The organism is Escherichia sp. 94.0001 (genome assembly GCF_013369155.2).
Taxonomy (GTDB): domain Bacteria; phylum Pseudomonadota; class Gammaproteobacteria; order Enterobacterales; family Enterobacteriaceae; genus Escherichia; species Escherichia coli_F.
Genome location: NZ_JABWMS020000031.1, coordinates 1 through 23896, shown reverse-complemented (window position 1 = coordinate 23896; position 23896 = coordinate 1). Strand labels below are relative to the sequence as shown.

The 23896-nt window shown below is 52.8% G+C and carries 21 protein-coding genes; 9 read left to right on the top strand and 12 right to left on the bottom strand.

The window, feature by feature from the left end; translation table 11 throughout:
* Window positions 1-9: 9 nt before the first annotated feature.
* From HEN33_RS15005 to HEN33_RS14990, 4 genes are all read left to right on the top strand, one after another.
* Complete coding sequence (locus HEN33_RS15005; RefSeq protein ID WP_176263068.1) at window positions 10-2289, top strand: DUF5682 family protein; 2280 nt, start codon at window positions 10-12, stop codon at window positions 2287-2289.
* Entirely contained in the window at window positions 2282-3418 is a 1137-nt protein-coding gene (locus tag HEN33_RS15000; protein ID WP_176263069.1) for a VWA domain-containing protein, read from the top strand. Before HEN33_RS15005 ends, HEN33_RS15000 begins: the two co-directional genes overlap by 8 nt.
* Entirely contained in the window at window positions 3415-5406 is a 1992-nt protein-coding gene (locus HEN33_RS14995; RefSeq protein WP_176263070.1) for an SWIM zinc finger family protein, read from the top strand. Before HEN33_RS15000 ends, HEN33_RS14995 begins: the two co-directional genes overlap by 4 nt.
* 131 nt (window positions 5407-5537) lie before the next feature.
* Window positions 5538-5999, top strand: coding sequence for a YehR family lipoprotein (locus HEN33_RS14990; RefSeq protein ID WP_001353103.1), 462 nt, complete (start codon window positions 5538-5540; stop codon window positions 5997-5999).
* A gap of 42 nt (window positions 6000-6041) precedes the next feature.
* On the opposite strand, the gene HEN33_RS14985 is transcribed toward HEN33_RS14990, so the two are convergent.
* The 3 genes from HEN33_RS14985 to btsS are packed head-to-tail and all read right to left on the bottom strand — an operon-like array spanning window position 6042 to window position 8960.
* On the bottom strand, window positions 6042-6512 hold the full coding sequence (locus tag HEN33_RS14985) for a YehS family protein (RefSeq protein ID WP_001295430.1): 471 nt from the start codon (window positions 6510-6512) through the stop codon (window positions 6042-6044).
* Between the two features lie 46 nt (window positions 6513-6558).
* A complete protein-coding gene (btsR, locus tag HEN33_RS14980; RefSeq protein ID WP_024212151.1) occupies window positions 6559-7278 on the bottom strand; it encodes a two-component system response regulator BtsR in 720 nt (239 codons plus the stop codon).
* Window positions 7275-8960, bottom strand: coding sequence for a two-component regulatory system sensor histidine kinase BtsS (btsS, locus tag HEN33_RS14975; RefSeq protein ID WP_001354765.1), 1686 nt, complete (start codon window positions 8958-8960; stop codon window positions 7275-7277). The genes btsR and btsS overlap by 4 nt, the downstream gene beginning before the upstream one ends.
* Window positions 8961-9181: 221 nt before the next feature.
* Between btsS and mlrA the strand changes: the two genes are divergently transcribed.
* Both mlrA and HEN33_RS14965 read left to right on the top strand, forming a co-directional pair.
* Window positions 9182-9913, top strand: a complete 732-nt coding sequence (gene mlrA, locus HEN33_RS14970; RefSeq protein WP_001240401.1) for an HTH-type transcriptional regulator MlrA — start codon at window positions 9182-9184, stop codon at window positions 9911-9913.
* 59 nt (window positions 9914-9972) lie between these two features.
* Complete coding sequence (locus HEN33_RS14965) at window positions 9973-10080, top strand: protein YohO (RefSeq protein ID WP_176263071.1); 108 nt, start codon at window positions 9973-9975, stop codon at window positions 10078-10080.
* On the opposite strand, the gene yehW is transcribed toward HEN33_RS14965, so the two are convergent.
* The 5 genes from yehW to bglX form a co-directional block, all read right to left on the bottom strand.
* A complete protein-coding gene (gene yehW / locus HEN33_RS14960; RefSeq protein WP_176263072.1) occupies window positions 10061-10792 on the bottom strand; it encodes a glycine betaine ABC transporter permease YehW in 732 nt (243 codons plus the stop codon). The genes HEN33_RS14965 and yehW overlap by 20 nt on opposite strands.
* Before the next feature lie 4 nt (window positions 10793-10796).
* Window positions 10797-11723: a glycine betaine ABC transporter ATP binding protein YehX gene (gene yehX, locus HEN33_RS14955; RefSeq protein WP_176263073.1), complete on the bottom strand. Its 927-nt coding sequence runs from the start codon at window positions 11721-11723 to the stop codon at window positions 10797-10799.
* Window positions 11716-12873 carry a glycine betaine ABC transporter permease YehY gene (yehY, locus tag HEN33_RS14950; RefSeq protein WP_176263074.1) on the bottom strand — a complete coding sequence of 386 codons (1158 nt, stop codon included), beginning with the start codon at window positions 12871-12873 and terminating at the stop codon, window positions 11716-11718. The genes yehX and yehY overlap by 8 nt, the downstream gene beginning before the upstream one ends.
* Before the next feature lie 6 nt (window positions 12874-12879).
* A complete protein-coding gene (gene osmF / locus HEN33_RS14945; RefSeq protein WP_176263075.1) occupies window positions 12880-13797 on the bottom strand; it encodes a glycine betaine ABC transporter substrate-binding protein OsmF in 918 nt (305 codons plus the stop codon).
* Window positions 13798-14069: 272 nt separating this feature from the next.
* Window positions 14070-16367 carry a beta-glucosidase BglX gene (bglX, locus tag HEN33_RS14940; protein WP_000871488.1) on the bottom strand — a complete coding sequence of 766 codons (2298 nt, stop codon included), beginning with the start codon at window positions 16365-16367 and terminating at the stop codon, window positions 14070-14072.
* Window positions 16368-16562: 195 nt separating this feature from the next.
* On the opposite strand from bglX, the gene dld reads away from it, so the two are divergent.
* Window positions 16563-18278 carry a D-lactate dehydrogenase gene (dld, locus tag HEN33_RS14935; RefSeq protein WP_000097375.1) on the top strand — a complete coding sequence of 572 codons (1716 nt, stop codon included), beginning with the start codon at window positions 16563-16565 and terminating at the stop codon, window positions 18276-18278.
* Window positions 18279-18488: 210 nt separating this feature from the next.
* Here dld and pbpG read toward each other — a convergent pair whose 3' ends face one another.
* Entirely contained in the window at window positions 18489-19421 is a 933-nt protein-coding gene (pbpG, locus tag HEN33_RS14930) for a D-alanyl-D-alanine endopeptidase (RefSeq protein WP_176263076.1), read from the bottom strand.
* A gap of 173 nt (window positions 19422-19594) precedes the next feature.
* Complete coding sequence (locus HEN33_RS14925) at window positions 19595-20182, bottom strand: Yip1 family protein (protein ID WP_001295454.1); 588 nt, start codon at window positions 20180-20182, stop codon at window positions 19595-19597.
* A gap of 169 nt (window positions 20183-20351) precedes the next feature.
* Here HEN33_RS14925 and HEN33_RS14920 point away from each other — a divergent pair, with 169 nt between their 5' ends.
* Complete coding sequence (locus HEN33_RS14920) at window positions 20352-20930, top strand: DedA family protein (protein WP_001353099.1); 579 nt, start codon at window positions 20352-20354, stop codon at window positions 20928-20930.
* 128 nt (window positions 20931-21058) lie between these two features.
* Here the strand turns inward: HEN33_RS14920 and HEN33_RS14915 are convergent, their stop codons facing one another.
* Complete coding sequence (locus HEN33_RS14915; protein WP_176263077.1) at window positions 21059-21820, bottom strand: SDR family oxidoreductase; 762 nt, start codon at window positions 21818-21820, stop codon at window positions 21059-21061.
* Between the two features lie 52 nt (window positions 21821-21872).
* On the bottom strand, window positions 21873-23309 hold the full coding sequence (gene mdtQ, locus HEN33_RS14910) for a multidrug resistance outer membrane protein MdtQ (protein WP_176263078.1): 1437 nt from the start codon (window positions 23307-23309) through the stop codon (window positions 21873-21875).
* Window positions 23310-23532: 223 nt separating this feature from the next.
* Between mdtQ and yohP the strand changes: the two genes are divergently transcribed.
* Window positions 23533-23616 carry a small membrane protein YohP gene (yohP, locus tag HEN33_RS26830; protein WP_000691708.1) on the top strand — a complete coding sequence of 28 codons (84 nt, stop codon included), beginning with the start codon at window positions 23533-23535 and terminating at the stop codon, window positions 23614-23616.
* Window positions 23617-23896 lie beyond the last annotated feature (280 nt).

Sequence of the window (23896 nt, the reverse complement as noted above, 5' to 3'; positions counted from 1 at the left end):
GAAAGATGCATGAGCGAGCCGTTAATTGTCGGCATCCGGCATCATAGTCCGGCCTGCGCCCGGCTGGTGAAATCGTTAATCGAAAGCCAGCGGCCACGATACGTGTTGATTGAAGGCCCGGCTGATTTTAATGACCGGGTAGACGAACTGTTGTTAGCCCACCAGCTTCCGGTAGCTATTTACAGTTATTGCCAGTATCAGGACGGTGCGGCCCCCGGGCGTGGTGCCTGGACGCCATTTGCTGAATTTTCGCCGGAGTGGCAGGCGCTACAAGCCGCACGTCGTATTCAGGCACAAACTTACTTCATCGATTTGCCTTGCTGGGCGCAGAGTGAAGAAGAGGACGAGTCACCCGGTACGCAAGAGGAAAGCCAGGCTTTGTTGCTGCGTGCCACTCGTATGGATAACAGCGACACTCTGTGGGATCACCTGTTCGAAGATGAAAGCCAGCAAACTATATTACCCTCTGCACTGGCGCACTATTTTGCACAACTGCGGGGCGACGCCTCCGGCGATGCACTCAATCGTCAGCGCGAAGCCTTTATGGCCCGCTGGATTGCATGGGCGATGCAGCAAAATAATGGCGACGTATTAGTCGTCTGCGGAGGCTGGCACGCTCCGGCACTTGCAAAAATGTGGCGCGAATGCCCGCAAGAAATTAACAAGCCAGAATTGCTCTCACAGGATGATGCCGTTACAGGTTGCTATCTCACGCCATACAGTGAAAAGCGCCTTGATGTGCTGGCAGGATACCTTTCAGGAATGCCTGCCCCGGTCTGGCAAAACTGGTGCTGGCGGTGGGGCTTGCAGCAGGCAGGTGAACAACTACTAAAAACGGTTCTTACCCGTTTGCGCCAGCACCACTTGCCTGCTTCAACAGCGGATATGGCTGCCGCTCATCTGCATGCGATGGCACTGGCACAGTTGCGCGGTCATACACTACCGTTACGCACTGACTGGCTGGATGCTATAGCAGGCTCGCTGATCAAAGAAGCCCTGAACGCGCCGTTGCCGTGGAGCTATCGCGGCGTTATTCATCCCGATACCGATCCGATACTGGTAACGTTGATAGACACATTAGCAGGTGACGGATTCGGTAAACTTGCCCCCTCGACGCCACAGCCACCTCTGCCAAAAGATGTCACCTGCGAACTGGAACGTACCGGAATCTCTCTTCCGGCGGAGCTTACCTTAAATCGCTTTACCCCCGATGGACTGGCGCAAAGTCAGGTGCTACATCGGTTGGCAATACTGGAGATTCCCGGCATTGTGCGCCAGCACGGAAGTACACTGACGCTGGCGGGCAACGGTGAAGAACGCTGGACATTAACCCAGCCACTTAGCCAACATGCGGCATTGATTGAAGCCGCCTGCTTTGGTGCCACACTCCAGGAGGCCGCACGCAATAAATTAGAAGCCGATATGCTGGACGCGGGTGGAATCAGCGGCATCACCACATGTCTTAGCCAGGCAGCGTTAGCGGGTCTGGCGTCCTTCAGTCAGCAATTACTGGAACAACTCACATTATTAATCGCCCAGGAAAATCAGTTTGCCGAAATGGGCCAGGCGCTGGAAGTGCTTTACGCCTTGTGGCAGCTCGATGAAATCAGCGGTATGCAAGGCGCGCAGATATTACAGACGACGTTATACGCGGCTATCGATCGCACACTGTGGCTATGTGAATCCAACGGCAGGCCGGATGAGAAGGAGTTTCACGCTCACCTGCATAGCTGGCAGGCGCTTTGCCATATCCTGCGCGATCTAAATAGCGGCGTTAATTTACCCGGCGTTTCGCTTTCTGCGGCGGTAGCCTTACTGGAACGTCGCAGTCAGGCGATTCATGCCCCAGCGCTGGATCGCGGTGCGGCCCTTGGCGCGCTGATGCGTCTGGAACATCCCAACGCCAGTGCCGAAGCGGCGCTGACGATGCTGGCACAATTATCCCCGGCACAATCTGGCGAGGCGCTGCACGGTTTGCTGGCATTAGCCCGCCATCAACTGGCCAGTCAGCCTGCATTTATCGCCGGTTTCAGCAGCCATTTGAATCAACTGAGTGACGTCGATTTTATTAACGCCCTGCCCGATTTGCGCGCGGCGATGGCCTGGCTACCGCCACGAGAACGCGGGACGCTGGCGCATCAGGTGCTTGAGCATTACCAGCTCGCTCAGCTTCCCGTTTCGGCGCTGCAAATGCCGTTGCATTGCCCACCGCAAGCCATTGCACATCATCAACAACTCGAACAGCAGGCACTGGCATCACTGCAACACTGGGGAGTTTTCCATGTCTGAACTGAACGATCTTCTGACCACTCGTGAGCTACAACGCTGGCGATTAATTCTTGGCGAAGCGGCAGAAACGACGCTTTGTGGGCTGGATGACAACGCCCGGCGGATAGACCACGCGCTGGAGTGGCTGTACGGGCGCGACCCTGAACGGCTCCAGCGTGGTGAACGCTCCGGTGGATTAGGTGACTCAAATCTCACCACCCCTGAGTGGATCAACAGTATTCACACGCTGTTTCCGCAACAGGTGATTGAGCGGCTGGAAAGCGATGCTGTACTGCGCTATGGCATTGAAGATGTAGTGACAAATCTCGACGTGCTGGAACGTATGCAGCCCTCTGAAAGCCTGTTACGCGCCGTTTTGCACACCAAACATCTGATGAATCCCGAAGTGCTGGCTGCCGCCCGCCGGATAGTGCGCCAGGTTGTTGAAGAAATTATGGCGCGACTGGCAAAGGAAGTTCGTCAGGCTTTTTCTGGTGTCCGCGATCGCCGTCGCCGCTCATTTATTCCACTGGCGCGTAATTTCGATTTCAAAAGTACCCTGCGTGCCAACCTGCAACACTGGCATCCGCAACACGGCAAGTTGTATATCGAATCCCCCCGCTTTAACAGCCGCATTAAGCGCCATAGCGATCAATGGCAACTGGTGTTACTGGTTGATCAAAGCGGATCGATGGTTGACTCGGTGATCCACTCAGCGGTGATGGCGGCCTGTTTATGGCAGTTACCCGGCATTCGTACCCATCTGGTGGCGTTTGACACCAGCGTCGTTGATCTTACGGCAGACGTTGCTGATCCGGTAGAGTTATTAATGAAAGTACAACTGGGCGGCGGGACCAATATCGCCAGCGCCGTGGAATATGGTCGGCAACTTATTGAACAACCAGCGAAAAGCGTCATCATCCTCGTGAGCGATTTTTATGAAGGGGGTTCATCATCATTGCTGACGCATCAGGTGAAAAAGTGTGTCCAGAGCGGCATCAAAGTGCTGGGACTGGCAGCGCTCGATAGCACCGCAACACCTTGCTACGACCGCGATACAGCCCAGGCGCTGGTAAATGTCGGCGCACAAATAGCCGCGATGACGCCAGGCGAACTGGCTACCTGGCTTGCGGAGAATCTTCAGTCATGAATTCACTACGTCCGGAATTATTAGAACTGACACCGCAGGCCCTGACGGCGTTAAGCAATGCTGGTTTTGTGAAGCGCAGCCTTAAGGAACTGGAAAATGGCAATGTCCCGGAAATCTGCCATGAGAACGGCGCTTTAATCGCCACGTTCAGTGACGGTGTCCGTACCCGGCTGGCGAACAGTCAGGCACTGAAAGAGGCTCAATGCAGCTGCGGGGCCAGCGGCATGTGCCGTCATCGCGTGATGCTGGTGTTAAGTTATCAACGACTTTGTGCCACTGCCCAGCCTACGGAAAAAGAAGAAGAGTGGGATCCGGCAATCTGGCAGGAAGAACTGGCTACCCTGCCCAATACCACGCGTAAACGCGCGCAGGCGCTGGTCGCTAAAGGCATCACCATTGAGTTGTTCTGCACACCGGGCGAAATTCCCTCTGCCCGCTTACCGATGAGCGATGTGCGTTTTTATTCCCGCAGCAGCATTCGATTCGCCCGTTGTGACTGTATTGAAGGAACGCTGTGTGAACACGTAGCACTGGCTGTGCAGGCCTTCGTCGAGGCCAAAAATCAACAAGCAGAATTTACTCATTTGATCTGGCAGATGCACAGTGAACACGTCACATCATCTGACGATCCGTTTGCCAACGATGAGGGCGACGCGTGTCGTCAATATGTTCAGCAATTAAGCCAGGCGTTATGGCTTGGCGGCATCAGCCAGCCGCTTATTCATTACGAGGCTGCTTTCAGCCGCGCGCAGCAAGCGGCGGAACGCTGCAACTGGCGCTGGGTAAGTGAATCACTACGACAGCTACGGGCAAGCGTTGATGCCTTCCACGCCCGCGCCAGCCACTATCATGCCGGAAAATGCTTGTGCCAGCTTGCGGCGTTAACCAGTCGCTTGAACAGTGCACAAGAGATGGCGCGACGTGACAGTGTCGGTGAAGTACCGCCCATACCGTGGCGCACGGTCGTTGGCGCAGGCATTGCTGGCGAAGCAAAGCTTGATCATTTGCGGCTGGTGTCACTAGGTATGCGTTGCTGGCAGGATAATGAGCGGTATGGTTTACGCATCTGGTTCACCGATCCCGACACCGGCAGTATTTTGCATCTTTCGCGCAGTTGGCCGAGAAGTGAACAGGATAACTCTCCAGCGGCAAAACGGCGGCTGTTTAGTTTTCAGGCTGGCGCGCTGGCGGGTGGGCAAATTGTTTCACAAGCAGCAAAACGCAGTGCCGATGGCGAGTTGCTGTTAGCTACCCGCAACCGCTTAAGCAGTGTTGTTCCGCTGTCACCTGATGCCTGGCAAATGTTGAGCGCACCACTGCGCCAGCCGGGCATTGTGGCTTTGCGGGAATATTTACGCCAGCGTCCGCCAGCCGCCATACGACCGCTTAACCAGGTCGATAACTTATTTATTCTGCCAGTAGAAGAGTGCATTTCACTCGGTTGGGACAGCAGTCGGCAGACACTGGATGCGCAGGTAATCAGTGGCGAAGGTGAAGATAATGTGCTGACGTTATCACTGCCAGCTTCAGCCAGTGCGCCCTTTGCTGTTGAACGCATGGCAGCTCTGTTACAACAAACAGAGGACCCCGTGAGTCTGGTTTCTGGGTTTATTAATTTTGCTGAGGGGCAATTGACACTGGAACCACGGGTGATGATGACAAAAACCCGCGCCTGGGCGCTGGACGCAGAAACTGCGCCTGTGGCACCGCTACCTTCTGCCAGCGTTTTGCCTGTGCCGTCTACCGCTCATCAGTTGCTGATGCGCTGCCAGGCGTTACTTATTCAACTGCTCCATAACGGCTGGCGCTATCAGGAACAGAGTGCTATTGGTCAGGCAGAGTTGCTGGCGAATGACCTCACTGCGGTGGGTTTTTATCGGCTGGCACATGTGTTGGCACAATTTCGTAATACAGAAGGCGAGGCACGGGGAGATGCAATGAATAACTGCGTTTTGCTTTGCGAACAATTATTAACCTTGCTTGAGTAACAAGGACAAATAGTGCTTTTTACAAAGAGTTCTACTCCAGTTCCGGACTGCTCACGCCAAGGTATTAGGCATATCCTATATGGCCCCTGGTGTGGTCACCAGTTCCTTGATTAAATAAAATGGAGTTTTACATGAAGGCTTTCAATAAGCTGTTTTCCCTTGTTGTTGCATCTGTTCTGGTTTTCTCTCTTGCTGGCTGCGGTGACAAAGAAGAATCGAAGAAATTTAGCGCTAATCTGAACGGTACTGAAATTGCTATTACCTATGTCTACAAAGGTGACAAGGTTCTTAAGCAATCTTCTGAAACCAAAATTCAATTTGCTTCCATTGGTGCAACCACCAAAGAAGATGCTGCCAAGACACTTGAGCCGTTAAGTGCCAAATATAAAAACATCCCTGGCGTTGAAGAAAAATTAACCTTCACCGATACTTATGCTCAGGAAAACGTGACTATCGATATGGAAAAAGTTGATTTTAAAGCCCTGCAGGGTATTTCAGGTATCAACGTTTCTGCTGAAGATGCCAAAAAAGGTATCACTATGGCGCAAATGGAACTGGTGATGAAAGCCGCTGGTTTTAAAGAAGTGAAATAATCTGTCAGCGGCCATGTTTTTCGCATGGCCGCCATGCCCGTCTTAGCTTTTCTTCACATGCTGGCGCGCTGCCAGTCCACGCAAAAAATAACGTAAAAATTGATCGCCGCATTCGCGGAAGTTTTTATGATCCGGTGCACGCATCATCGCCGTAATTTCCGGCATCGAAACGCGGAACTGCTGTTCGGTAAGGATCGCCAGAATATCATCAGTTTTCAGCGAAAACGCGATACGTAATTTTTTCAGCACGATGTTGTTATTAATGCGACGTTCCGGCTCCAGTGCCGGCGCTGACTCATCCTTGCCACGTTTTTCATAAATCAGGCCATTCAGGAATGAAGACAGAACAATGTCCGGACAACGCTGAAACCCTTCTTCGTCTTCTTTGCGTAGCCAGACGGCGATCTGTTCCGCAGTGGCTTCGACATTACCCAGCGCCAGAATGCGCACCAGGTCGTTATTATTGGCTTTCAAAATGTAGCGCACGCTGCGCAGAATATCATTACTAAGCATGAGGCCTTCAGGTGTTGATGAGGCAAAAAGCCATTTTAGCAGTCTTTTACAGGCCAATCGCCTCTTTTAAACTTTTCAGATAGCGGCGGCTGACAGGGACGGTTAAACCATTACGCAAAATCAACTCAGCCTGACCGTTATCTTCCAGGCGAATCTCCTGTAAATGCGCGAGGTTAACCAGATACTGACGATGGCAGCGCAGTAGTGGTGTACGGCTCTCCAGAGTGCGCAAAGTCAGTTCGGTGAAACCTTCTTTCCCTTCGTGGCTGGTAACGTAGACACCGCTCATCCGACTGCTGACAAATGCTACATCTCTCATTTGCAGCAAATAAATCCGACTATGCCCCGTACATGGGATAAATTTCAGCGCCTGTTGATTTTCCGGTAACAGCGAAATATCCTGCTTGCTGCGCTCCTGACGCAAACGCGCCAGCGTTTTCTCCAGCCGCGCTTCATCAATTGGCTTCAGAAGATAATCAAATGCATGTTCTTCAAAGGCTTTAATGGCGTATTCGTCAAACGCGGTGAGAAAAACGATATACGGACGATGTTCCGGGTCGAGCATCCCCACCATTTCCAGACCGCTAATACGCGGCATCTGGATATCGAGGAACAGCACATCCGGGCGCAGTTTATGCACCGCGCCGATCCCTTCTACAGCGTTTGAACACTCGCCGACAATTTCAATATCACTCTGCTCCTGCAAAAATACGCGCAGGTTCTCCCGTGCTAACGGCTCATCATCGACAATTAAGACTTTAATCATGCCTCGTCCCTCCATGGTAGTCGTAACGTTATTCGGGTGTAACTATCAGGCTCACAGGCGACGCTTATCCCATAGTCATCGCCAAACCGTTCACGTAAACGCTTATCCACCAGATTCATCCCCAGCCCACTGGCATTGGTTACCGGTTGATACAAACCAGCATTGTCTTCGATCTCCAGCATCAAATGTTGCCCCTCACGTCGGGCGCTGATTTCCACTCGCCCTGTATCGAGCAGTTGTGATGTCCCATGTTTAATGGCGTTTTCCACAATCGGTTGCAGGGTAAACGCGGGCAATTGCTGCTGGGATAATTCTTGCGGAATAGCAATGTTGACCTGCAACCGCGACTGGAAGCGCGCCTTTTCAATTTGCAGATAAGCGTTCACATGTTCAATTTCGTCGGCGAGAGTAACAAACTCCGAAGGCCGCTTTAAGTTTTTACGGAAAAAAGTGGAAAGATACTGCACCAGCTGACTGGCCTGTTCGCTGTCGCGTCGGATCACCGCTTTAATGGTGTTAAGCGCATTGAACAGAAAATGGGGGTTCACCTGGGCGTGAAGCAGTTTGATCTCTGACTGGGTGAGCATCGCTTTTTGCCGCTCATATTGCCCGGCGAGGATCTGCGCCGAAAGCAGTTGCGCAATCCCCTCGCCCAGCGTGCGGTTGATTGAACTGAATAAACGGTTTTTGGCTTCATACAATTTGATGGTACCCATCACCCGCTGATTTTCACCACGCAACGGAATTACCAGCGTCGAACCCAGTTTGCATTGCGGATGCAACGAGCAACGGTAAGGCACTTCGTTGCCATCGGCGTAGACCACTTCACCGGTTTCAATCGCTTTTAAGGTATAAGTCGAAGAAATCGGTTTGCCGGGTAAATGGTGGTCGTCACCAATTCCGGTAAAGGCCAGCAATTTCTCTCGATCGGTAATCGCGACTGCACCAATATCCAGCTCCTGATACAGCACCTGTGCCACTTTCATGCTGTTCACTTCGTTAAACCCCTGGCGCAAAATGCCTTCCGTCGAGGCAGCCACTTTCAGCGCAGTAGCAGAAAAAGCCGAAGTGTATTTTTCAAACATCGCGCGTTTATCGAGCAATATACGCATAAACAGCGCCGCGCCGACGGTATTGGTGACCATCATTGGCGCAGCAATATTACTCACCAGACGCACCGCATCTTCATAAGGTCGGGCGATCGCCAGGATGATCAACATTTGCACCATTTCAGCGACGAACGTGACGGCACCGGCGGTAATGGGGTTAAAGACTTTATCAGTGCGCCCGCGACGGATCAGGATGCTGTGTACCAGGCCGCCGAGCAATCCTTCAACGATGGTCGAGATCATGCAACTTAGCGCGGTCATGCCCCCCATCGAATATCGATGTAACCCGCCGGTCAGACCAACCAGCCCACCGACGACCGGACCGCCGAGTAAGCCGCCCATTACCGCACCAATCGCACGGGTATTGGCAATAGAATCGTCAATGTGCAGCCCAAACCAGGTGCCCATGATGCAGAAGATGGAAAAGACGATGTAGCAGAGAAATTTATGCGGCAGACGAACCGTGACCTGCATTAACGGTATGAATAATGGCGTTTTACTCATTAACCACGCAATGACTAAAAAAACGCACATCTGCTGAAGCAGCAGCAACACCAGATTAAAATCGTACATACCCGCAAACCACACTTCCCTTTAAAACGCGTAACATACATTGCCTGCGTTTAAGTTTCTTTGAACTCTTGCAGAAAAATGAGAATTCGTGAGTACGATCACTCAAAATCGCCTGGCAAAAATAAAATCACCCTATAGATGAACAAAAAACGGGCAAAACTACCTGGTTCGCAAAACTGCGTCTAAAGTTAAACTGGGACCTCGCGAGCAAGGGTGAGACGATGGCGCTTTACACAATTGGTGAAGTGGCGTTGCTTTGTGATATTAACCCTGTCACGTTACGCGCGTGGCAGAGGCGTTACGGATTGCTGAAACCGCAACGGACAGACGGCGGTCATCGGCTGTTCAATGATGCCGATATTGACCGGATCCGCGAGATCAAACGCTGGATCGACAACGGCGTGCAGGTCAGCAAAGTTAAAATGCTGCTCAGTAATGAAAATGTTGATGTGCAGAACGGCTGGCGCGATCAGCAAGAAACATTACTGACTTACCTGCAAAGCGGCAATCTGCATAGCCTGCGAACGTGGATCAAAGAGCGCGGTCAGGATTACCCCGCCCAGACACTCACCACGCACCTGTTTATTCCTCTGCGCCGACGGCTTCAGTGCCAACAACCGACTCTCCAGGCGCTGCTGGCGATCCTCGACGGCGTACTGATCAACTACATCGCCATTTGTCTGGCTTCGGCACGTAAAAAACAGGGTAAAGATGCGCTGGTGGTTGGCTGGAATATTCAGGATACCACCCGTCTGTGGCTAGAGGGCTGGATTGCCAGTCAACAAGGATGGCGCATTGATGTCCTCGCCCACTCGCTCAATCAACTACGCCCTGAACTGTTCGAAGGCCGTACATTGCTGGTGTGGTGCGGTGAAAATCGAACCTCTGCCCAACAGCAGCAACTTACCAGTTGGCAGGAACAAGGCCATGATATTTTCCCACTCGGCATTTAATGATTCGTTAACAAATGCGCTTTACTGTACAATCCTTTCGTTAACATAAGGAGTGCATTATGCGCATAGCTAAAATTGGGGTCATCGCCCTGTTCCTTTTTATGGCGTTAGAAGGAATTGGTGGCGTCATGCTCGCAGGTTATACCTTTATTTTGCGTGCTGGCTAAGCGCCTGCACCAGCCTTTCAAACAGGCGGTCTGCGATGATCGCCGCCAGTGCCACCAGTAACGCCCCCTGGATCACATACGCGGTATTAAATCCGCTAAGCCCGATGATGATGGGCGTACCCAGCGTGCTGGCCCCTACCGTTGAGGCGATCGTCGCCGTACCAATGTTGATAATCACCGAAGTTCGCACGCCCGCCAGAATCACCGGAGCCGCCAGCGGTAGCTCGACCTTACGCAGTTGCTGACCACGGCTCATTCCCATACCTTTCGCAACTTCTGTCACGCTGGCATCAATCGCTCCCAGCCCGGCAAGTGTCGCCTGCAGGACGGGCAGCACACCGTACAGGATCAAGGCGATAATCGCGGGTTGCAGACCAAACCCAATCACCGGAACGGCAATCGCCAGCACCGCAACGGGCGGAAAAGTCTGCCCAACGGCGGCAATAGTTTCCACCAGTGGGCGAAATTCCGCGCCCCACGGGCGAGTAACAATAATTCCGGCACCTGTGCCAATGATTACCGCAAACAAACTCGAAATTCCCACCAGCCAGAAATGAGCCAGTGCCAGAGTAGCAAAACTTTCTTGCTGATAAACGGGGCGTGGCAGTTGTGGGAACAAGGCAGAAAACAGCGGCTGGCTGTAAGGCAGCCAGAAAATCAGTGCCACAAACAAAGCAATGAGCCAGAACAGCGGATCGCGCAACATCTTCATACGCTTACGCCTCCACCAGCAGATCCTGAAAATGCAGCGTGCCGCAAGGCTCGCCCTGCGTGTTCACCACCGGCAGCACTTCACAACCCCGCGCGACAAACAGGGAGAGCGCATCGCGTAGCGTCATCTCTTCTGCCAGTGCCTCACCTTCTGCCCGTTCTTCGCGACGCACGTAATCCGCCACGCTACGTAACGAAAGCAGGCGGACCCCCAGTTCACTATGCCCAAAAAACTGACGGACGAAATCATTCGCCGGACGAGTCAGCATCGCCAGAGGATTGCCCTGCTGCACCACTTCACCGTGATCCATCAATACCAGATGTTCTGCCAACCGTAACGCCTCATCAATATCATGAGTGACCAGCACAATGGTGCGCCCTAACAAACGGTGAATACGCGTCATCTCTTGTTGCAACGCGCCGCGCGTTACCGGGTCCAGTGCGCCAAAGGGTTCATCCATCAGTAAGACTTGCGGATCGGCAGCCAGTGCGCGGGCCACTCCCACACGTTGCTGCTGACCGCCGGAAAGCTGATGCGGATAACGCTCACGCAAATTCGGCTCCAGCCCCAGTAGCGCCATTAATTCGTCGATACGGTCGTCGATCCGCGCCCGCGACCATTTTTGTAATTGCGGCACAGTAGCAATGTTTTGCGCCACGCTCCAGTGGGGAAACAGGCCAATAGATTGAATGGCATAGCCCATCCGGCGGCGTAACTCCAGCACTGGCAGCGAGCGAATTTCTTCTCCGGCAAAGCGGATCACTCCGCTGTCATGCTCTACCAGACGGTTGATCATTTTCAATGTGGTGGATTTACCGGAGCCTGATGTACCAATCAGCACCGAAAAACTCCCCTCCTGAAAATTGAGATTGAGATCGTTAACGGCTTTTTGTGTGCCGAACAGTTTGCTGACATGGCTAAATTCAATCATTACGTTTCACCTTCAGCAGTGCGATAAGCAAATCGAACAGCGCGTCGATCAGCACCGCCAGAACAATTACCGGGATCACCCCCAGCAACACTAAATCAATGGCACTGCTTAGCAGCCCCTGGAAAACCAGCGCACCAAAACCGCCTGCGCCGATTAACGCCGCAATCACCGCCATGCCAACGGTTTGCACCATCACCACCCGCAGGCTGCGCAGAAATACCGGTAACGCCAGCGGTAGCTGCACATGCAGGAATCGCTGTGCTCCGTTCAAGCCCATCGCTCTGGCGCTCTCCTGCACATCGCGCGGGATCTGGTTCAAGCCGACTACCACACCGCGCACCAGCGGCAGCAAGGCATAGAGCACCAGCGCAATCAGTGCGGGTGTCATTCCGGTTCCTGCTATACCGAGCTTACCCAGCCACGGAAAGGCCGTAACCAGCGCGGCAAGCGGCGCAATCAACAGGCCAAAGAGCGCCACCGAAGGCACGGTCTGAATGACATTCAGCAGAGAAAAAATCGCCCCCTGCCGCGCAGTGGAAAAGTAGCACCAGACGCCCAGCGGCACACCAATCACTAACGCAGGCAGCACCGCACCAAACAGCAACGTCAGATGTTGCGCCAGCGCGTCATTAAACACATCCTGACGGTTGGCGTATTCTTTCATTAGCGAGAGATCGTTAAGCGCGCCGGAATACAGCAACCACAGCGGAATAATGGCAATCTGCATATGCAACAACCAGCGCCACAGCGGATGCGTGGAGATTCGGCGGATGGCATCGCTACAGGCCAGCAGTGCCAGCGCCGCAGCCAGCCAGAAACCACTGCCGAGGCTGGTACGCGCCAGCGCACTGCCATTTTGCGCCAGTTGTGTCGCCGCCTTTCCCGCGCCCCACACCAGCAATATGAAGACGAATTGCGCCAGAATGAGTGCAAAAATGCTGCCTTTTTTACCGGGAATAAAACAGGCGGTCAGCCAGGCGCAACCAACGCCCACCAGCATCCAGATCGTTTGCGGCCACAGCTGCCAGAGATGACGCCCCTCACCCGAGACTAAACGATTAGGCGCGTAACTGATAAACGGAAGCGCCGCTGCGATTGCCGTCAGCAACAGCAGCAGCGCCAGAACAGGATTAATACGGAAATAAGTCACGGGAAATTACTTCGTCCACGCTTTTTGTTTCAGGTAGTCGGCAGCCACTTTTTTGGCATCCAGTCCTTCCACAGCAATGCTAGCATTCAGTTGCTGCAATGTTTTTGCATCGAGGCTGGCGAAGACTGGCTGTAGCCACTGTGCCATTTGCGGATACTCCTTCAACACCGATTCACGCACCACTGGTGCAGGCGCGTAGATAGGTTGCACGCCTTGCGGATCGCTTAAGGTTTGCAGCCCCAGCGCCGCTACGGGGCCGTCGGTACCGTAAGCCATAGCGGCATTAACGTCAGAGGTTTGCTGGGCAGCAGCTTTGATTGTCACCGCAGTGTCGCCACCGGCCAGTGACAGCAACTGATCCTGACCGAGCTTAAAGCCATAGGCTTTTTCAAACGCGGGTAAGGCATCGGCGCGTTCGATAAACTCTGCTGAGGCCGCCAGTTTGAAGGTGCCACCGTCTTTCAGATAACGACTCAGGTCGGCAAGCGAAGTGAGTTTGTTTTTCTCTGCAACATCCTGACGCACGGCGATGGTCCAGGTGTTATTTGCAGGCGCGGGCGTCAGCCAGATTAACTTGTTTTGCTCTGCATCAAGTTTTTTGACTTTCTCGTAGCCCTGCCCGGCATTTTTCCACGCTGCATCGTTTTCATCTTTAAAGAAGAAAGCGCCATTGCCGGTATATTCCGGATAGATATCCAGTTCACCGGAAGTAATTGCCCCGCGTACCACCGGCGTAGTTCCCAACTGGACTTTATTGACCGTCGGTACGCCGTGGCTTTCCAGCACCTGCAAGATGATGTTGCCGAGTAGCGCGCCTTCGGTATCGATTTTTGAACCGACTTTAACGGGGGAAGCCGCCTGTAGCGGCAGGCTCACGGCTGCCAACAAAACCAGTGAACCTGCCCAGAGCTTTGAGAGTGGCATGATGCTTTCCTCATTCTTTTACTGTTGTTTTCAGCGAATTAAGAGAAAAGCATAGTTGATAATGGCGGGGTTAGCCTGAGCGGAAGGATTCAGTTGCAGAATCAGATAAATACTTAAAGGGCATATTTTGCCCGGCGTTTCTTGCCGGATGCGGCGTAAACGCCTTATCCGGCCTACAAACAGCGAAAATTCAAGAGGTTAAAAACCCCTGAAGGCCTGATAAGCGCAACGCATCAGGCAAAGGGCGCAGACGTCGCGCCCTTACTAAAGCATTACAGCAACTCAAACTCGCCTTTCTTAACGCGTGCGGAATCAGTGCCGATAAAGACATTGAACTTGCCAGGCTCGGCGTCATATTTCATCTGTTGATTCCAGAACTTCAGCGCCTCGATATCAATCGGGAAGCTGACGGTCTGAGTTTCGCCCGGTTTCAGGGTGATTTTCTCAAAGCCTTTCAGCTGCTTCACCGGGCGACTCATGGAAGCCGTCACATCCTGCAAGTACATCTGCACTACCGTCGCCCCTTCGCGCTTACCGGTGTTCGTCACCTGCACACTGGCGGTCACTTTGCCGTCACGCTTCATGGTCGGCGCAGAAAGTTTCACATCAGAGACGGTGAAGGTGGTATAGCTCAGACCATAGCCGAACGGATACAGCGCCCCGTTAGCTTCATCAAAATAACGCGAAGTGTATTTGTTCGGCTTGTCGGCATTATACGGCCGACCGGTATTCAGATGGCTGTAGTACACCGGGATCTGCCCGACAGAACGCGGGAAGGACATCGGCAGCTTGCCCGACGGGTTGTAATCGCCAAACAACACATCGGCAATCGCATTACCGCCTTCAGTCCCCGCAAACCAGGTTTCCAGAATCGCATCAGCCTGCTGATCTTCTTTCACCAGCGCCAGTGGACGTCCGTTCATCAGCACCAGCACCAGCGGTTTACCGGTGGCTTTCAACGCCGCAATCAAGTCACGTTGGCTTTGCGGAATAGTAATATCGGTACGGCTGGAAGCCTCGTGCGCCATCCCCTGAGCTTCACCGACCACAGCCACCACCACATCAGATTGTTTCGCGGTTTGCACCGCTTCATCAATCATCTCTTGCGGCGAACGCGGATCGACTTTGACCGCCTCTTCATACTGATTCAGGAAATCGATAATGCCTTTGTCACTGGTAACGTTCGCCCCTTTGGCGTACAGCACTTTACCGTTTTCACCGACGGCATTTTTAATCCCGGTCAGTACGGTCACGGATTGATCGGCAACACCGGCTGCGGACCAGCTGCCCATCACGTCACGTTTGCTGTCCGCCAGTGGCCCAACCACCGCAATGGTGGCTGATTTTTTCAGCGGTAACGTTTCGAGACGGTTTTTCAGCAACACCAGGCTTTCGCGTGCCACTTCACGCGCTTCTTTGCGGTGCAGGCGGCTTTCGGCATTGGTATCCACCGGGTCAGACTCTTTCGGACCGAGATGGCTGTACGGGTCGTTAAACAACCCCATATCATATTTCACGTTCAGTACATGACGGGCAGCGTCATCCAGCTCTTCCATCGTCACTTTGCCGGATTTGATCAAACCAGGCAGATACTTCGAGTAGTACTCGTCGCTCATACTCATGTTGATGCCGGATTTCAGCGCCACGCGCACCGCATCTTCCGGGTCTGCCGCCGTGCCATGTTTAATCAGCTCTTTGATTGCGCCATGATCGGAAACGGTAATGCCTTTAAAGCCCCACTGATCGCGCAGCACATCTTTCAGCAGCCAGGAGTCGGAAGTTGCTGGCGTGCCATTCAGCGAGTTCAGCGCCACCATTACCGCACCGCTGCCTGCATCCAGCCCCGCTTTGTACGGCGGCATATAGTCGTTAAACAGGCGCTGCGGACTCATATCGACGGTGTTGTACTCTTTACCACCTTCTACCGCGCCGTAAGCGGCAAAGTGTTTGACGCTGGTCATCACCGAGTAGCGATCTGCCGGGCTTTTACCCTGCATCGCTTCCACCATAGTCTTACCCATAATCGAAGTGAGATACGTATCTTCCCCAAAACCTTCGGAAGCACGTCCCCAGCGCGGATCGCGCGAGACATCGACCATCGGTGCCCAGGTCATGTTCAGGCCATCATCTGCCGCTTCATAAGCAGAGACACGTCCGACCGTTTTCACCGCATCGAGGTTAAAAGACGAGGCCAGACCGAGGCTAATCGGGAACACCGTGCGCTGACCGTGCAGCACGTCGTAAGCAAAGAAAAGAGGAATTTTCAGGCGGCTTAATTCCATCACCTGATCCTGCATGGCGCGGATATCCTGACGGGTTACGGTGTTGAAAATCGCCCCAACCTGCCCGTCTTTGATCATCTCGCGGATCGCCTCTTTCGGATTATCCGGGCCGACGCTGATTAAGCGCAGCTGACCAATTTTCTCATCAACTGTCATTTTCTTGAGCAGTTCGGTGACGAACGCATCACGCGCTTCAGGCGTTAATGGATGGTTACCGAATAAATCATCCGCCAGTGCTGGTTGCAGGGCCAGACTCACCGCGATACCTACTGAACATAGCCATTTCATATGGATTATTCTTCCTCTGTTGCCCGACGAGGCAGCGAAAATGGTGCAAAAACCGTAGTTTGCCATAAGCATGATGGAGAGAGAAAAAGAATGCTCAGTTTATTGTCTGAATTTTCAAAATATTCACTCGCTGAATTGTCATACAAGGCGCTATGCTAGTTTGTGATATTTTTTCGCCACCACAAGGAGTGGAAAATGTCTTCCATGACAACAACTGATAATAAAGCCTTTTTGAATGAACTTGCCCGTCTGGTCGGTCATTCACACCTGCTCACCGATCCCGCAAAAACGGCCCGCTATCGCAAGGGCTTCCGTTCTGGTCAAGGCGACGCGCTGGCTGTCGTTTTCCCTGGCTCACTACTGGAATTGTGGCGGGTGCTGAAAGCCTGCGTCACCGCCGACAAAATTATTCTGATGCAGGCTGCCAATACAGGTCTGACCGAAGGCTCGACGCCAAACGGTAACGACTATGATCGCGATATCGTGATCATCAGCACCCTGCGTCTCGACAAGCTGCACGTTCTTGGCAAGGGCGAACAGGTGCTGGCCTATCCGGGCACCACGCTTTATTCGCTGGAAAAAGCCCTCAAACCGCTGGGACGCGAACCGCACTCGGTGATTGGCTCATCGTGTATAGGCGCATCGGTCATCGGCGGTATTTGTAACAACTCCGGCGGCTCGCTGGTGCAGCGTGGCCCGGCGTATACCGAAATGTCGTTATTCGCGCGTATAAATGAAGACGGCAAACTGACGCTGGTGAACCATCTGGGGATTGATCTCGGCGAAACGCCGGAGCAGATCCTTAGCAAGCTGGATGACGATCGCATCAAAGATGACGATGTGCGCCACGATGGTCGTCACGCCCACGATTATGACTATGTCCACCGCGTTCGTGATATTGAAGCCGACACACCCGCACGTTATAACGCCGACCCGGATCGCCTGTTTGAATCCTCCGGTTGCGCCGGTAAACTGGCCGTCTTTGCGGTACGTCTTGATACCTTCGAAGCAGAAAAAAATCAGCAGGTGTTTTATATCGGCACCAACCAGCCGGAAGTACTGACCGAAATCCGCCGTCATATTCTGGCTAATTTCGAAAATCTGCCAGTTGCCGGGGAATATATGCACCGGGATATCTACGATATTGCGGAAAAATACGGCAAAGACACCTTCCTGATGATTGATAAGTTAGGCACCGACAAGATGCCGTTCTTCTTTAATCTCAAGGGACGCACCGATGCGATGCTGGAGAAAGTGAAATTCTTCCGTCCGCATTTTACCGACCGTGCGATGCAAAAATTCGGTCACCTGTTCCCCAGCCATTTACCACCGCGTATGAAAAGCTGGCGCGATAAATACGAGCATCATCTGCTGTTAAAAATGGCGGGCGATGGCGTCGGTGAAGCAAAATCGTGGCTGGTGGATTATTTCAAACAGGCCGAGGGCGATTTCTTTGTCTGTACGCCGGAGGAAGGCAGCAAAGCGTTTTTACACCGTTTCGCCGCTGCGGGCGCAGCAATTCGTTATCAGGCCGTGCATTCCGATGAAGTCGAAGACATTCTGGCGCTGGATATCGCTCTGCGGCGTAACGACACCGAGTGGTATGAGCATTTACCGCCGGAGATCGACTGCCAGCTGGTGCACAAGCTCTATTACGGCCATTTTATGTGCTATGTCTTCCATCAGGATTACATCGTTAAAAAAGGCGTGGATGTGCATGCGTTGAAAGAACAGATGCTGGAACTGCTACAGCAGCGCGGCGCGCAATACCCTGCCGAGCATAACGTCGGTCATTTGTATAAAGCACCGGAGACGTTGCAGAAGTTTTATCGCGAGAACGATCCGACCAACAGCATGAATCCGGGGATCGGTAAAACCAGTAAGCGGAAAAACTGGCAGGAAGTGGAGTAAATACGGCTGGATGCCTGATGCAGACGTAGGCCTGATAAGATGCGTAAGCATCGCATCAGGCATCGTGCTCCGAATGCCGGATGCGGCGTGAACGCCTTATCCTGCCTACGGACGCGTCACGTTTGTAGGCCTGATAAGATGCGCAAGCATCGCATCAGGCATTGTGCTCCGAATGCCGGATGCGGCGTAAACGCCTTATCCTGCCTACCCTTAATCGTTCTGCGCCGTCTGCCCCGCCGCCGCCATCTGGGCGGCTTTTTGTTTTTTATAGCTCAACGCTGCTGCCGGAACAGGCATCACTTTACCGGTTTCAATCCAGGTACGCAGGCGGCTGGCATCGGCAAAATGGGTATATTTGCCAAACGCGTCCATTACCACCAACGCTACCGGTTTATTATTGATAACCGTGCGCATCACCAGACAATGGCCCGCCGCATTGGTAAAGCCGGTTTTGGTTAACTGAATATTCCAGTTATCGCGATACACCAGATGATTAGTATTGCGGAACGGCAGCGTATACGTCGGGTTAGAGAAGGTTGCCATATCTTCCCGGGTAGTACTTAACTGCCCGATCAACGGATATTGTTTGCTGGCAATGAGCAGTTTGGTTAAATCACGAGCGGTTGAAACGTTATGCACCGACAATCCGGTCGGTTCAACAAAGCGCGTGTTGTTCATTCCGAGCGATTTCGCTTTCGCATTCATCGCCTTAATAAATGCTTTGTAACCACCGGGATAATGGTGCGCAAGGCTTGCCGCCGCGCGGTTTTCTGAAGACATCAGCGCCAGCAACAGCATCTCTTTACGGCTGATTTCGCTGTTCAGTCGTACGCGCGAATAGACCCCTTTCATCTCCGGCGTCTGGCTGATATCCACTTTTAGTTTTTCATCCAGCGGCAATCGTGCATCCAGCACAACCATCGCGGTCATTAATTTACTGATAGACGCAATCGGACGCACCAAATCCGGGTGGTTCGAATAGATCACTTTGTTGGTATTCAGATCAACAATCATCGCGCTACCGGAGGCAATTTCCGGCTGTGAAGCGGTGGTAGCGGCTGCCGTTTTCGCAACGGCCTGCGGTGCAAAAGGCACAGCCAGCATCAGGGCCAGGCTAAATATAGAAACTCGAAATTTCGGCATGATGAGCATTCAGATAGTGGTTCACGCGCACGGGTTGCGCACCGCCGGAGTAAGGATTTACTAAGGCTAGCGACGCCATCATAACGAGCAAAAAGTGCGATCGTCAAAGAAGAATCGTGAGGAAATGCTGCATTGCTGACATTTACGCCAGCAATGCAACACAAAAGAACTTTCTAGAACAAACGATAACCGTAGCCCCATAGTATAACGGTAAGGGCGAGCAGCACTTCCAGTACCAGCACGCCAATCGCCAGCGTCGAACTGGAGAAGCTAAGGCCTTCCTCTTTGTTGATATTCAGGAAGCTTGGAATACCGAGGTAAAGCAGGTAGCCGGTGTAAAACAGCGCCACCGTGCCGACCAGCGCACACAACCAGACCAGCGGGTAAAGCGCCACCAGACCGCTTAAAAACAGCGGCGTCGCAACGTAGCCCGCGAAGACCATACAGTGCGCAAGCGACGGACGCTGCGGGTAATTGCGTGCCATCCACCAAATGACCCGCCCCATCACCGCGACCCCAGCCAGCATAACGCCATAAAACAAGACGGCCAGCGCCAGTCCGGTGAACCAGGATAACTTCAGGATAGTGCCATCGCCAAAATTCCAGCCAATTTGCGTGGTGCCAATGAAGGCGCAAATCACCGGAATTGCCGCCATCAGCAAAACGTGGTGGGTGTAGTGATGAGAAATCGTTTCGTTTTCGCGATTAATCACCTGCATTTCACGATCGGGATGGGAAAACAGTCCCCAGACATGGCTCATACCGCCCCCTTGTTGTGAGTTCATGAACCTGACAGTTCAAGTATAAGTCAGCTTGTGATTATTTTTTGTGCATTCATAGAATTTGCACCGTCTGATGAGCGTCCTTTTTCAGCGTTAATGATTCACAGGGTGTATGCTTACAAGCAACCAAAGGGAGACAGACGGGCCTATGGATCTCAATACACTCATCTCACAATATGGTTATGCCGCGCTGGTGCTCGGTAGCCTGGCGGAAGGTGAAACCGTGACGTTGCTGGGAGGCGTTGCGGCACATCAGGGGTTATTAAAGTTCCCGCTGGTGGTACTTTCTGTAGCGCTTGGCGGCATGATTGGCGACCAGGTGCTTTATCTGTGCGGGCGGCGGTTTGGTGGCAAGCTGTTACGCCGTTTCTCTAAGCATCAGGATAAAATTGAGCGGGCGCAGAAACTTATCCAGCGCCATCCGTATCTGTTTGTCATTGGTACGCGTTTTATGTATGGCTTTCGGGTCATTGGCCCGACGCTGATTGGTGCCAGCCAGCTGCCGCCGAAAATCTTTCTGCCGCTGAATATTCTCGGCGCATTTGCCTGGGCGTTGATTTTTACCACTATCGGTTATGCTGGTGGTCAGGTGATTGCGCCGTGGTTGCACAATCTCGACCAGCATTTGAAGCACTGGGTCTGGTTGATTCTGGTCGTGGTTCTGGTGGTTGGCGTGCGCTGGTGGCTGAAACGGCGCGGGAAGAAAAAGCCGGATGATCAGGCGTAAAACCATTGCCTAGAATAAGGCGTTTGCGCCGCATCCGACATCCGTCGCACCATGCCTGATGCGACGCTTACGCGTCTTATCATGCCTACCAAATATTACCCATTGAAACAACCACGCACCTCACTGTGCTATTCTGGGTTGAACTGCGGATTCACCAGCATAAAGCCACCATCGACAATTAACGACTGCCCGGTGGTGTAATTTGCGCCTTCAGAGCATAACCACGCCACCAGGCTGGCAATCTCATGCGTTGCGCCGAAACGCCGCAGGGGAATCGAAGGCTCCGCGTCGGGCTTCACGTCGCCGTCATCCATACCATTCATTGGTGTGGCGATAGCCCCAGGCGCGACTGCATTCACCAAAATCTGATGCCTGACCAGCTCAAGCGCCATCGCTTTGGTTAGCCCACCGAGTGCATGTTTAGCTGCTGTATAGGCGCTGGCATCCGGCAGCGGCGTATGTTCATGTACCGACGTAATGTTGATGATGCGACCGCCCTGCCCTTGTTTCACCATCTGACGGGCCGCAATTTGCGAGCATAAAAATGCACCATCGACATCAACGGTAAAAATCTTGCGCCACTCATCGAAAGCCATATCAAGAAACGGCGCTTTGGTCATTGTGCCCGCATTATTCACGAGCACATCGATGCGCCCCAGCCGTTGAATAAGTTTCTCCAGCGCCATTGCCCCCTCTGGCAGTTTACCGAGATCCAACTGCACCATCTCCGCACGTACGCCGTGGCTAACCACCTCACGCGCGGTATCTTTTGCCCCTTCTTCATCTGAGTGCCAGGTAATACCAATATCAAAACCCTGCTGCGCCAGTAATAACGCGCACTCTTTGCCGATCCCCGAATCGGAAGCGGTAATAATCGCGACCTGTGCCATCGAGTTCTCCACTTAACGCTGTATAAACGTTAAGTATAGAAGGCGTATATCATCAGCGTTTGTAACCCCCGCCCAACGCACCAGTGAGTTGAATGGAGGCATCCAGCCACTGCCCTTGCAATAACAGGCCATTGGCCCGCTCACGCAGCGCCGGGATCCTGGCTTCGCTGACGCGGGAACCAGCAATGATACCCGCGTTAAAGCGGGCCTGCGCAAGACCTACCACACGCAAGGCATCGCGCTCAATTTGCGCCTGATGCTGGTTTTTCTCCGCCAGCGTCTGAACCTGACTGGCTGCCCGCGCCACGTCATTCACCGCTTCAACCACCGCTTTGTTGTAGCTGGCGATAGACAAGTTGCTTTCGGCTTTTGCAATATCGAGGTTGGCGTTAAGACGACCACTATCGAAAATGGGTAGCGTCAGGCCTGCCGTAACGCCCATTTGCTGCGCGGAATGACGGAACAAATCGCTTAAGTGCAACGCATCCTGTTGCAGGAAGGCCATCAGGTTGATGTCAGGATAAAATGCCGCTTTTGCCGCATCAATGGTGCTTAACGATGACTCAACGTACCAATGCGCTGCCTGCAAATCTGCCCGCCGTGCCAGCAATGAATACCCCAGTTCATCAGGAAGCTGACTTGCCACTTTCGGCAACTCAACCGGTTTAAGCTTCAATGCCTTTGTCTGGTGATTTGTAAGTGCGCTTAACCGTGCCTCAATAATTTTCATTTTTCCCACGACATCGTTGAGCTGCTGCCGGGTCTTGCTGGCATTAATATCGGTTTCCACACCTTCAACTGAAGAAGTAATCCCGTTCTGATATAGCTGGCGATCGGTCGCGATAATGGTGTTCTGCTCTTTTTCGATTTGCTGCAAAACAGTGTTTAACGCTGCCTGGGTTTGCCACTCCCAGTACAGGCGGGCTACGCTGCCAGCCAGCAATTGGCGGGTTTGCTCGCGTTCCGCCGCCCGTGCTTTAACCGTACCGAGGCGAGCAGTAACCTCCGCCCGATTCTTTCCCCAAATATCAAGATGCCAGCCCGCCGTTAAGCCAAAAGTACCATTGGTGTACCACGGACCGGTCGTACCTGCGGCAGGATCGTTCAGAGCAAACGGCCCCATTAGCCCTTCTGCCGACATTTTTTGCCGCTCCATATCCGCAGAAAAATCGATCTGAGGGCCATCCTGAGTGGCAACTGCCTTCGCCTGGGCTTCAGCCAGCTGAATGCGTTGTTCAGCCACCTGCATATCCGGTGCGTTCTGCAGTGCATTGTTAATTAATGAAGTAAGTTGATTATCGTGATACTCCAGCCACCATTGGCTGTCTGGCCAACCATTTTTCAGCGCCGTGGGTAATGCGGTGTCAACTTGCGCAGCGGGTGTTTGCTGGCTTAACGCCTGGCGGGTTTCATGCATAGGCGCACACCCGGCCAGCATCAGTAACAGAGGAAAACAGGCGATGGCTGGGTAAAAGGAATCACGATTCATGGAGGAATAGTCAGGTAAGAAAAGGTGCGCGGAGATTACCGTGTGATGCAATATATTTTTTAGTTTCGCGTGGCAATACATCAGTGGCAATAAAACGACATATTCAGAAAAATATACAGTAAGTGAATGATATTCTCCAATTTATCTTAATCACTTATGAGTAACGGCAAAGGGCTTCTTTTTTTCCTATACTTATTCGACACTCACAAATAAAGGAACGCCAATGAAAATTATACTCTGGGCTGTATTGATTATTTTCCTGATTGGACTACTGGTGGTGACTGGCGTATTTAAGATGATATTTTAAAATTAATTAACGTCATCAGATCCGAAAATAACGAGAATATTTCAGTCTCTCATCCTGTTGCGCTCCTGTCATGTGCATTGCTTCATATAATCACTAGCGCAAGGAGCGCGCAGGGGGCGACCAGTCGCCGCCGCCCCCTGCACCCCCGGGCTCTGGCGAACAAAATCGCCGCTGCGCGGTGCCCTCGGCTTATCCCTTACGGCTACCGGGTCGGGCGCGAGGTAACATATATGGACGCTCCCGGAATGCAATGCTTTCTTCAGTTATGTAATAAAACGGG

Excerpts from the sequence above, each read along its gene's own strand:
- HEN33_RS15005 (WP_176263068.1), top strand. The coding sequence starts at position 10 with ATGAGCGAGCCGTTAATTGTCGGCATCCGGCATCATAGTCCGGCCTGC.
- HEN33_RS15000 (WP_176263069.1), top strand. The coding sequence starts at position 2,282 with ATGTCTGAACTGAACGATCTTCTGACCACTCGTGAGCTACAACGCTGG.
- HEN33_RS14995 (WP_176263070.1), top strand. The coding sequence starts at position 3,415 with ATGAATTCACTACGTCCGGAATTATTAGAACTGACACCGCAGGCCCTG.
- HEN33_RS14990 (WP_001353103.1), top strand. The coding sequence starts at position 5,538 with ATGAAGGCTTTCAATAAGCTGTTTTCCCTTGTTGTTGCATCTGTTCTG.
- HEN33_RS14985 (WP_001295430.1), bottom strand. The coding sequence starts at position 6,512 with ATGCTTAGTAATGATATTCTGCGCAGCGTGCGCTACATTTTGAAAGCC.
- btsR (WP_024212151.1), bottom strand. The coding sequence starts at position 7,278 with ATGATTAAAGTCTTAATTGTCGATGATGAGCCGTTAGCACGGGAGAAC.
- btsS (WP_001354765.1), bottom strand. The coding sequence starts at position 8,960 with ATGTACGATTTTAATCTGGTGTTGCTGCTGCTTCAGCAGATGTGCGTT.
- mlrA (WP_001240401.1), top strand. The coding sequence starts at position 9,182 with ATGGCGCTTTACACAATTGGTGAAGTGGCGTTGCTTTGTGATATTAAC.
- HEN33_RS14965 (WP_176263071.1), top strand. The coding sequence starts at position 9,973 with ATGCGCATAGCTAAAATTGGGGTCATCGCCCTGTTCCTTTTTATGGCG.
- yehW (WP_176263072.1), bottom strand. The coding sequence starts at position 10,792 with ATGAAGATGTTGCGCGATCCGCTGTTCTGGCTCATTGCTTTGTTTGTG.
- yehX (WP_176263073.1), bottom strand. The coding sequence starts at position 11,723 with ATGATTGAATTTAGCCATGTCAGCAAACTGTTCGGCACACAAAAAGCC.
- osmF (WP_176263075.1), bottom strand. The coding sequence starts at position 13,797 with ATGCCACTCTCAAAGCTCTGGGCAGGTTCACTGGTTTTGTTGGCAGCC.
- bglX (WP_000871488.1), bottom strand. The coding sequence starts at position 16,367 with ATGAAATGGCTATGTTCAGTAGGTATCGCGGTGAGTCTGGCCCTGCAA.
- dld (WP_000097375.1), top strand. The coding sequence starts at position 16,563 with ATGTCTTCCATGACAACAACTGATAATAAAGCCTTTTTGAATGAACTT.
- pbpG (WP_176263076.1), bottom strand. The coding sequence starts at position 19,421 with ATGCCGAAATTTCGAGTTTCTATATTTAGCCTGGCCCTGATGCTGGCT.
- HEN33_RS14925 (WP_001295454.1), bottom strand. The coding sequence starts at position 20,182 with ATGAGCCATGTCTGGGGACTGTTTTCCCATCCCGATCGTGAAATGCAG.
- HEN33_RS14920 (WP_001353099.1), top strand. The coding sequence starts at position 20,352 with ATGGATCTCAATACACTCATCTCACAATATGGTTATGCCGCGCTGGTG.
- HEN33_RS14915 (WP_176263077.1), bottom strand. The coding sequence starts at position 21,820 with ATGGCACAGGTCGCGATTATTACCGCTTCCGATTCGGGGATCGGCAAA.
- mdtQ (WP_176263078.1), bottom strand. The coding sequence starts at position 23,309 with ATGAATCGTGATTCCTTTTACCCAGCCATCGCCTGTTTTCCTCTGTTA.
- yohP (WP_000691708.1), top strand. The coding sequence starts at position 23,533 with ATGAAAATTATACTCTGGGCTGTATTGATTATTTTCCTGATTGGACTA.